Genomic DNA, 7,606 nt, shown 5'->3' on the forward strand with positions numbered 1-7,606 from the left:
CTCGGGCGTCAGCCAGGTGGCGTGCAGCTCGAGTTCACCGGCGATCGAGCCGTGCGAGGACTCCGCCCAGAACGCCTGCTCCTCGGGGGTGGGGGCGAGACGGGCGGCCTCCGCCAGCACGCGTGCGTACTCGCGCAGGTACAGGGCGTCCTGGGCGAGGTAGATCAGGAACAGTTCGCGATCGAGGGTTCCGTCGGCGAGGGCGCGGATGAACGGGAGCTCGTCGATGTCGCGCCGGATGCCCGCGATGCTCCGCCACCACTCCGAGCGGATGTCCTCGGCCACCGGTGCCGTCTCGAGGCCGCCGCGTCGCCACAGCCCGGCGAAGTGGTTGACGGGGCCGTGTCCGCGACCGACGCGCAGCTCGTCGCTCGTGCGCAGCGCCTCCCGCAGCCAGTCCCGGGATGCGGCGACGGCGGCTGCGGGAGACTCGCCGCGCGCCAGACGGGTGGCGAGCGCCGAGGACAGCGAGCATCCCGTGCCGTGCGTGTTCGCGGTGTCGATGCGAGCGCCGGGGAATTCGACGATCGGGCCGCGTCCGACGAGCGCGTCGGGCGCATCAGCGCCCTCGAGGTGTCCGCCCTTGACGAGCACCTGCGCGTCGATCGCGGCGGAGAGCACGGATGCCGCGGCGAGCGCGTCGTCCCAGCCGCCGAGCTCGCGACCGGTCAGCACGCCCAGCTCGGAGAGGTTCGGGGTCACCACGTCGGCGCGTCGCAGCAGATCGCCCAGCGCCCGCTCGGCCTCGGCGTCCAGCAGCCGGTCGCCGCTCGTGGCGATCATCACGGGGTCGATGACCACGATCGGCGGACGCGCGGTGTCGAGCCAGTCGGCGACGACGCGGATGACCTCCGTGTTCGCGAGCATCCCGACCTTCACCGCGTCGATGACGACGTCGTCCGAGATCGCGTCGAGCTGTTCGCGCAGGAACTCAGGCGGCGGCACGTGCACGCCCCGGACCCCCTGCGTGTTCTGGGCGGTGAGAGCGGTGAGCGCGGCCATGCCGTAGCCGCCGTTCGCGGCGATGGACTTCAGGTCGGCCTGAACGCCCGCACCGCCGGACGGATCACTGCCGGCGATGCTGAGCACGCGTGGCACGCCGGCGGCGCGCCAGCGGCTCACGAACTCGGCGGCGCGCTGCGCGGGGTCCTCGGCCGCGCACAGCGCCGAGACGACGGCGAGGCCCGCCGCGCCGGCATCCCGCAGCTCCTCGATGTCGTCGATGCCCACGCCGCCGATCGCGACGCACGGCAGCGGGCTGGCGGCGGCGAACGCGCGGAAGCCGTCCGTCCCGAGTGCCGGCGGGTGGTCGGGTTTGGTGCTGGTCGGGCGGATCACGCCGACCCCGAGATAGTCGACGGTGCCCGCCGGAAGCGCGAGCACGGCCTCGAGATGCTCAGGACTGTTGGCGGTGAGACCGATCAGCGCATCGGGGCCGAGCTCGGCGCGGGCGCGGAGCACGGATGCGTCGCCCTGTCCCAGGTGCACGCCGTCGACGCGAGCGCCGGCCTCGCGGGCGGCGATCGCCGCGTCGAGCCGGTCGTTCACCACGAGCAGGGCGCGTCCGTCGATGACGCGCGACAGCTCGATCAGCCGGGTCACGGTCTCGGCATCCGTCGCCTCCTTGTCGCGCAGCTGCACGATGCGGGCGCCGCCGTCGACGGCCAGACGCACGGTCTCGGACACCCCGCGGTCGCCGCACAGTGTCGGGTCGGTGACGAGGTACAGCGAGAGGTCGGCGTTCACAGCTCCTCCGCCTCGATGCGGGCCGCGCCGGCGATGTCCTCGGGCCGGAGGCCGCTGAGGTCGTCGAGCAGCGCGACGGCGAAGCTGCCTGGTCCCGCGGAGCGTGCCGCCGCTCGCTCCGCGGCGATCGTGTAGACGAGGCTCGCCGCCGCGACGGCGATCAGGGCATCCGCGCCGGTGCCGCGGGCGGCGCCGAGGAAGGCCGCCATCACCGCGCCGAGAGCGCAGCCGCCGCCGGTCACCCGGGTGAGCAGCTCGTCGCCGTTCGCCAGACGCAGCACACGCTCCCCGTCGGTGATGAGATCTACCGGACCGGACACGGCCACGACGCTGCCGTGCCGGTGCGCCAGCGCGCGGGCGGCGTCGGCTGCGGCATCCGTCGTGTCGGTCGCGTCGACGCCGCGACCACCGGCGCTGAGACCGGCGAGCGCGAGGATCTCGGATGCATTGCCGCGGATCGCTGTCGGGCGCTGCTGCGCGAGCTCGTGCGCGAGAGCAGTGCGGATCGGCAGCGCCCCGATCGCGACGGGGTCGAGCACCCATGGCGTGCCCGCTGCGTTCGCGCCGGTGACGGCTTCGAGGCTCGCGGCGCGCTGCTCGGGTGTCGGCGTGCCGAGGTTGACGAGCACGCCCGAGGCGATGCCCGAGAACATCCCGGCCTCGCCGACGATGTCGACCATCGCCGGAGCCGCGCCGACGGCGAGCAGCACGTTGGCGGTGAAGCCGGTGACCACCGCGTTCGTGATGCAGTGGGTGAGGGGCGGCGCCGCGCGCAGCGCCCCCAGCAGGTCGGCCGCCTCGCTGACGAGGCCGGTGGCGGATGCAGGACGCAGAGGATCGCTCATTCGCGACATCCCTTCGCTAGTACGAACTAGATCAGGTTCGACGGGTCTGTTCTCAGCCGCGGATGCGGCACCCCGTGTCACTGGTCGCGAGTCTAGCGAAGAGCGTCACCGGCAGAGCGCCCGGTGACGTCGGCGCCCGCCATCGGGGGCCCGGATCCGGTCGCTCAGTCGTCGGCGGGATCGGCGTCGGCCCGCACGAGCTGACCGATGAGCTCCTGCTCCTCCGTGCGGGTCAGTCCCGCGCGGCGTACGCGATCGAGCCCGCGGGCGCGCTCGTCCTGGAGCACGCGCCGGATGGTCTCGTCGATGGGCGTGAGGCGACCACCGGATGCCTTGTACGCGGCGTTGTCCCGGCGGGCGAAACCGGGCATGTCTGCGGGGAGCCAGAGCGGCAGGGAGCGCTCTCCCATCCAGTAGTCCACGTCGTGCCCGCGCAGCCACTCGTCGGAGGCTTCGAGCAGCTCCCCGGTGTGCTCGGTGGCGGAGCGGATGCGGCTCAGCACGTCGACGAGCGGCCGGGCGTCGCCGATCGCGTTGACGATCCCGTGCCCGCTCCCGCTCACCAGCAGCTCGGCGACGTCGTCGACGTCGATCACCTGCGTGTACCTGCCGGCGAGCGTGGGGACCAGCACCGGATCGGTCCCCGCGCGGTCGAACGCCGCCGCCCAATAGCCGAAGCGGTCGCTGGGATCCCCCTCGCCGACGATCAGACCGGGCCGGACGATGAACGCCCGCTCCCCTAGTGCGCTCACGGCCTGCTCGGCGGCCACCTTCTCCGCGCCGTACTCGTACTCGTCGCCCTCCTGCGCGGGCTCGTGCAGTCGCCCGGATTCGTCGAGCCCGACGGTCGTGTCGTCGGAGTACGCCGACATCGACGAGACGTAGGTCCAGTGCGCGGTGCTGTCGCCGAGCGCCGCGACCGCCTCGCGCACGTGCCGTGCCCGGGAGGAGATGTCGACGACCTCGTCCCAGTGCTGCTCGCCCGGCCGGTCGTACACCGCCGGATCATCGCGATCCCCGCGCAGCAGCACCGTCCCCTCCGGGGCTGGTCGTCCGCCCCGCGCGAGGCAGGTCACCTCCGCCCCGGCGTCCCGCCACTTCCGAGCGATCCGGCCCGACAGCCACCCGGTTCCGCCGAGCACCAGCACCTGAGTCATGACGCCATGACAGCATTCGGACGGGCCGAGAGGGAAGGCCTTCCGCTGTCAGCGGATGCGATGCCGCCCGTGGTGAGAGCAGGGCTCTCACCACGGCATCGGACGGTCGGGGTCGCGACGGCTGTCGTCGGGCATGTGCGGAAGGTGCTCGCCGCCGGCGCGGATGCAGAGCCAGCGCAGCTCGCCCGGGCTGTCCGGCAGCGCACGCCAGGTGCGCCACACGCCCTGACTCACGCGCACGACCGTGCCCTCCGCCACGTCGACGACATCGTCGTCCAACCCCATCTGGCCCCGTCCGGCGAGGAAGACGTACAGCTCCTCGACCTTCTCGTGCACGTGCCAGTAACCGGCTTCCTCGCCCGGGACCAGGGCGTTCGCCGTCATGCCGATGTACTGCATGGTCAGCTCGTGGTCGACGACGCGGCGGCCGTCGCGCGAGCGCGCCTCGTCGAAACCGCCGTGGAACGCGCGCCAGTCCTCCAGCGCGCCGATCTCGGTCACCTGGTAGTCGCTCATCGCATCTCCTTCTCTTCCGATCCGTTCTCCGTGCGCTCGACCGCGTGCATCCAGCCCTGCTCGCCCCGGCGGTACACCAGCCGGAGATGGTCGCGGTCCTGCGCGCCCTGCCAGAACTCGATGCGCTCCGGCACGACGCGCCACAGCACCCAGTCGCCTGCCGCGATCCCGGTGCGGGCCGCGGGCGAGCGAGCGGCGAGATCCGCCGCGGACTCCTCCGCGTATGCCTCATGCACGCTGCCGCGCACCCGCACGGCGCGGACCAGCGGCTGCCACCAGAACGAGAGCGCCGCGACCGGATGCGCGGCGAGCTGGATGCCCTTGGCGGAGCGCCGATGCCCGGCGAAGGACCAGCCTGTGTCGCTGAAGTCCTTCAGGATCAGGGTCCTCGAGTCCGGCAGCCCGTCAGGGTCCACGGTCGCCAGCGTCATCGCGTGCCGCTCGGCGACGCCGCGTGCGACGGCTTCCGCCAGCCAGTCCCGGAACAGCACGACCGGATCGGCCGGGCCTGGGCGGGGTCGAATGCCGGGGCGTCCCCGGAGAGCGTGCGCATGCTGCGCAGCCACGCGGCGTCGGTCATGACCTCGAGCCTACGCAGACGCCGCCGCATCCCGGTGCGGAATGCGGCGGCGTCTGCATGCGGATCAGTCGCGGATCGCGGCGCCGAAGCGCTCGTTCGCGACGGCCACCCCGGCGAGCTTCGCCTCGGTCGCCTCGGCCGCGGTGAGCGTGCGGTCGGATGCCCGGAAGCGCAGCGCGAAGCTGAGGCTCTTGCGCCCGGCCTCGACGCCCTCGCCGCGGTAGTCGTCGACGAGGGTCGCCGACTCGAGCAGCTCGCCCGCGCCCTCGACCAGGGCGGCACGCACCTCGGACGCCGGCACTGCGGCATCCACGACCAGCGAGACGTCCTGCGTCGCGGCCGGGAACGTCGACAGCGACTCCACGACCACGCGCTCCCCCGCCAGGGTGAGCAGGCGGTCGAGATCGAGCTCGAGCACCACGGCGCGACCGGGCAGGTCGGCGTCCGCCGCGACCTGCGGGTGCAGCTCGCCGACGTAGCCGATCTCCTCGCCGCGCACGCTCAGGGCGCCGGCGCGCCCCGGGTGCAGGGCCGCGCGCTGCGTCTGGACGACGTCGATGTCGACGCCGGCCGCCACGCCGATCACCTGCACGGCGTGCAGGACGTCGCCCAGGCTCGCGTACTCGGCAGCGCGCCCGGGCTGGCGCGGGGTGACGTTGCCGGTCAGCAGCACCGCGATGTTCCGCGGCTGCGGCGGGATCGCCGCGTTCAGCTGCGCCAGCGTCTCATCGCTCGGCCGCTGCGCGAGCGGCGGAACGAAGTCGGTGCCGTAGGTCACGCCCGCCTCAGGGGTGAACACGAGTCCCGTCTCGAAGATCGCCAGGTCCACGAGACCGCGAGAGATGTTGCGGTGCGCGGTCTGCAGGAGCCCTGGCAGCAGCGAGCGACGCAGGTACGCGGCCTGCCCGTCCAGGGCGTTGGCCAGGCGGATGCTGGGCAGATGCTCACCGCTGGCGGAGCCGTGCAGATCGTTCTGCTCCTCGGTGGTGAACGGGAACGCCGGCGTCTCGACGAAGCCCGCCGCGGCGACGGCGTCCGCCACGCGCTTGCGGCCCTGCTGCAGCGGCGTGTAGCCCCGGCCGGAGGGCGGGGTCGGCAGGACGGACGGGATGCGGTCGAGACCGTGGATGCGGGCGACCTCCTCCACGAGCGTCCACTTGTCCGTGAGGTCGGGGCGCCAGCTCGGCGGGATGACGAACCATCCGCCGGTCCCCGAGCTCGACGAAGGGTCGGTCGCGGTGACCTCGGCGCCGATCATCTCCAGCGCGCCGGTCACCTCGTCGTCGGTGTAGTCGACGCCGATCACGCCCTGTGCGAAGCCCCGGGGCAGGTCGATGCCGGCGATGTCGACGTCGGCGAACAGCGCGCCGCCCTCGTCGGTCAGCTCGCCGCCGGCGAGCTCGACCATCAGGTCGGCCACGCGGCGGGCCGCGACGAACGGGATCAGCGGGTCGACGCCGCGCTCGAAGCGCTTCGACGCCTCGCTGGGCAGCTTGTGACGTCGCGCGGTGCGGGCGATCGTGACCGGGTCGAAGGTCGCCGCCTCGATCAGCACGTTGCGCGTGGTGCCGCTCATCTCGGTGGTGCCGCCTCCCATCACGCCTGCCAGGCCGATCGGGCCTGAGCCGTCGGTGATGAGCAGGTCCTCGGTGTGCAGCGCGCGGTCCTGGCCGTCGAGCGTGGTCATCCGCTCGCCCTGCTCGGCGCGGCGCACGACGATGCCGCCCTGCAGCTTGTCGAGGTCGTAGCCGTGCACCGGGTTGCCGAGTTCGAGCATCACGTAGTTGGTGATGTCGATCAGCACGCCCAGCGAGCGCATGCCGGCCAGGACCAGCCTCGCGATCATCCACGGCGGGGTCGGGCGCGACGGGTCGACGTTCCGCACCACGCGGGCGACGAACTCGCGGGCGCCGACGTTGCCGCGGATCGGGCCCCGGTCATCGACCGAGATGGAGAAGCCGGATCCGGGCTGCAGCTCGGCGAAGTCGCGCTCCGCCGGGTCGCGGAAGGCGGCTCCGGTGGCGTGCGAGTACTCGCGGGCGACCCCGCGCAGCGAGAACGCGTAACCGCGGTCGGGCGTCACGTTGATGTCGACCGCGAAGTCGTTCAGGTGCAGCAGCTCGATGGCATCCGTGCCGACCTCGGGGTCCAGACCGAGCGTCGACAGCACGATGATGCCGTCGTGCTCGTCGCCCAGGCCCAGTTCGCGGGCCGAGGCGATCATGCCGTCGGAGACGTGACCGTAGGTCTTGCGAGCCGCGATGGGGAACGGGCCGGGCAGCACGGCGCCGGGCAGGGTCACGACGACCTTGTCACCGGCGACGAAGTTGTGCGCTCCGCAGACGATGCCGCGTACGCCGCCGTTCGCCTCGCCCACGTCCACCTGGCACCAGTTGATGGTCTTGCCGTTGGACTGCGGCTCGGGCTCCGCCGAGAGCACGCGCCCGACCACGACGGGACCGGAGATCTCGAAGCGGTGGATGTCCTCCTCCTCGAACCCCACCGACACGAAGGATGCCAGGACGTCCTCCGGCGTGGCGTCCGCGGCCACCTCGACGTACTCGCGCAGCCAGGAGATCGGAACGCGCATCACACCACCATCCCGAACTGCTCGCTGAAACGCACATCGCCCTCGGCCATGTCGCGCATGTCCTTCACATCGCTGCGGAACATCACCGCCCGCTCGACACCCATGCCGAACGCGAAACCGCTGTACACCTCGGGGTCGATGCCCGCCGCACGCAGCACGTTCGGGTTGACCA

6 protein-coding genes, 1 pseudogene and 1 riboswitch are annotated in these 7,606 nt (G+C 72.5%); all 7 genes and pseudogenes read right to left on the bottom strand.

All coding sequences use genetic code 11. The features are described 5' to 3' along the window. Positions 1 to 1,746: bifunctional hydroxymethylpyrimidine kinase/phosphomethylpyrimidine kinase (thiD, locus tag BGN97_RS03085; RefSeq protein ID WP_292697950.1), on the bottom strand; the 1,746-nt coding region annotated here is incomplete at its 3' end. Further along, positions 1,743 to 2,591, bottom strand: a complete 849-nt coding sequence (gene thiM / locus BGN97_RS03090) for a hydroxyethylthiazole kinase (protein WP_292697952.1) — start codon at positions 2,589 to 2,591, stop codon at positions 1,743 to 1,745. The genes thiD and thiM, both read right to left, overlap by 4 nt. Further along, a riboswitch (TPP riboswitch) is annotated at positions 2,583 to 2,676 on the bottom strand. (Overlaps the previous gene by 9 nt.) Before the next feature lie 79 nt (positions 2,677 to 2,755). After that, positions 2,756 to 3,748, bottom strand: coding sequence for a reductase (locus tag BGN97_RS03095; RefSeq protein WP_292697954.1), 993 nt, complete (start codon positions 3,746 to 3,748; stop codon positions 2,756 to 2,758). An 87-nt stretch (positions 3,749 to 3,835) separates the two neighbouring features. Then, on the bottom strand, positions 3,836 to 4,264 hold the full coding sequence (locus BGN97_RS03100; RefSeq protein WP_292697956.1) for a cupin domain-containing protein: 429 nt from the start codon (positions 4,262 to 4,264) through the stop codon (positions 3,836 to 3,838). Continuing rightward, positions 4,261 to 4,755 (bottom strand): pyridoxamine 5'-phosphate oxidase family protein, encoded by a 495-nt coding sequence (locus BGN97_RS03105; RefSeq protein WP_363331393.1) that lies wholly within the window; start codon positions 4,753 to 4,755, stop codon positions 4,261 to 4,263. Before BGN97_RS03105 ends, BGN97_RS03100 begins: the two co-directional genes overlap by 4 nt. Before the next feature lie 153 nt (positions 4,756 to 4,908). Beyond that, the gene (pheT, locus tag BGN97_RS03110; protein WP_292697958.1) at positions 4,909 to 7,434 is read right to left on the bottom strand and encodes a phenylalanine--tRNA ligase subunit beta; all 2,526 of its coding nucleotides are present in this window, start codon (positions 7,432 to 7,434) and stop codon (positions 4,909 to 4,911) included. Next, positions 7,434 to 7,606, bottom strand: a pseudogene (locus BGN97_RS03115) (phenylalanine--tRNA ligase subunit alpha); the annotation flags it as partial. The pseudogene BGN97_RS03115 and the gene pheT, both read right to left, overlap by 1 nt.

The organism is Microbacterium sp. 69-10, from assembly GCF_001897945.1.
Lineage (GTDB): Bacteria > Actinomycetota > Actinomycetes > Actinomycetales > Microbacteriaceae > Microbacterium.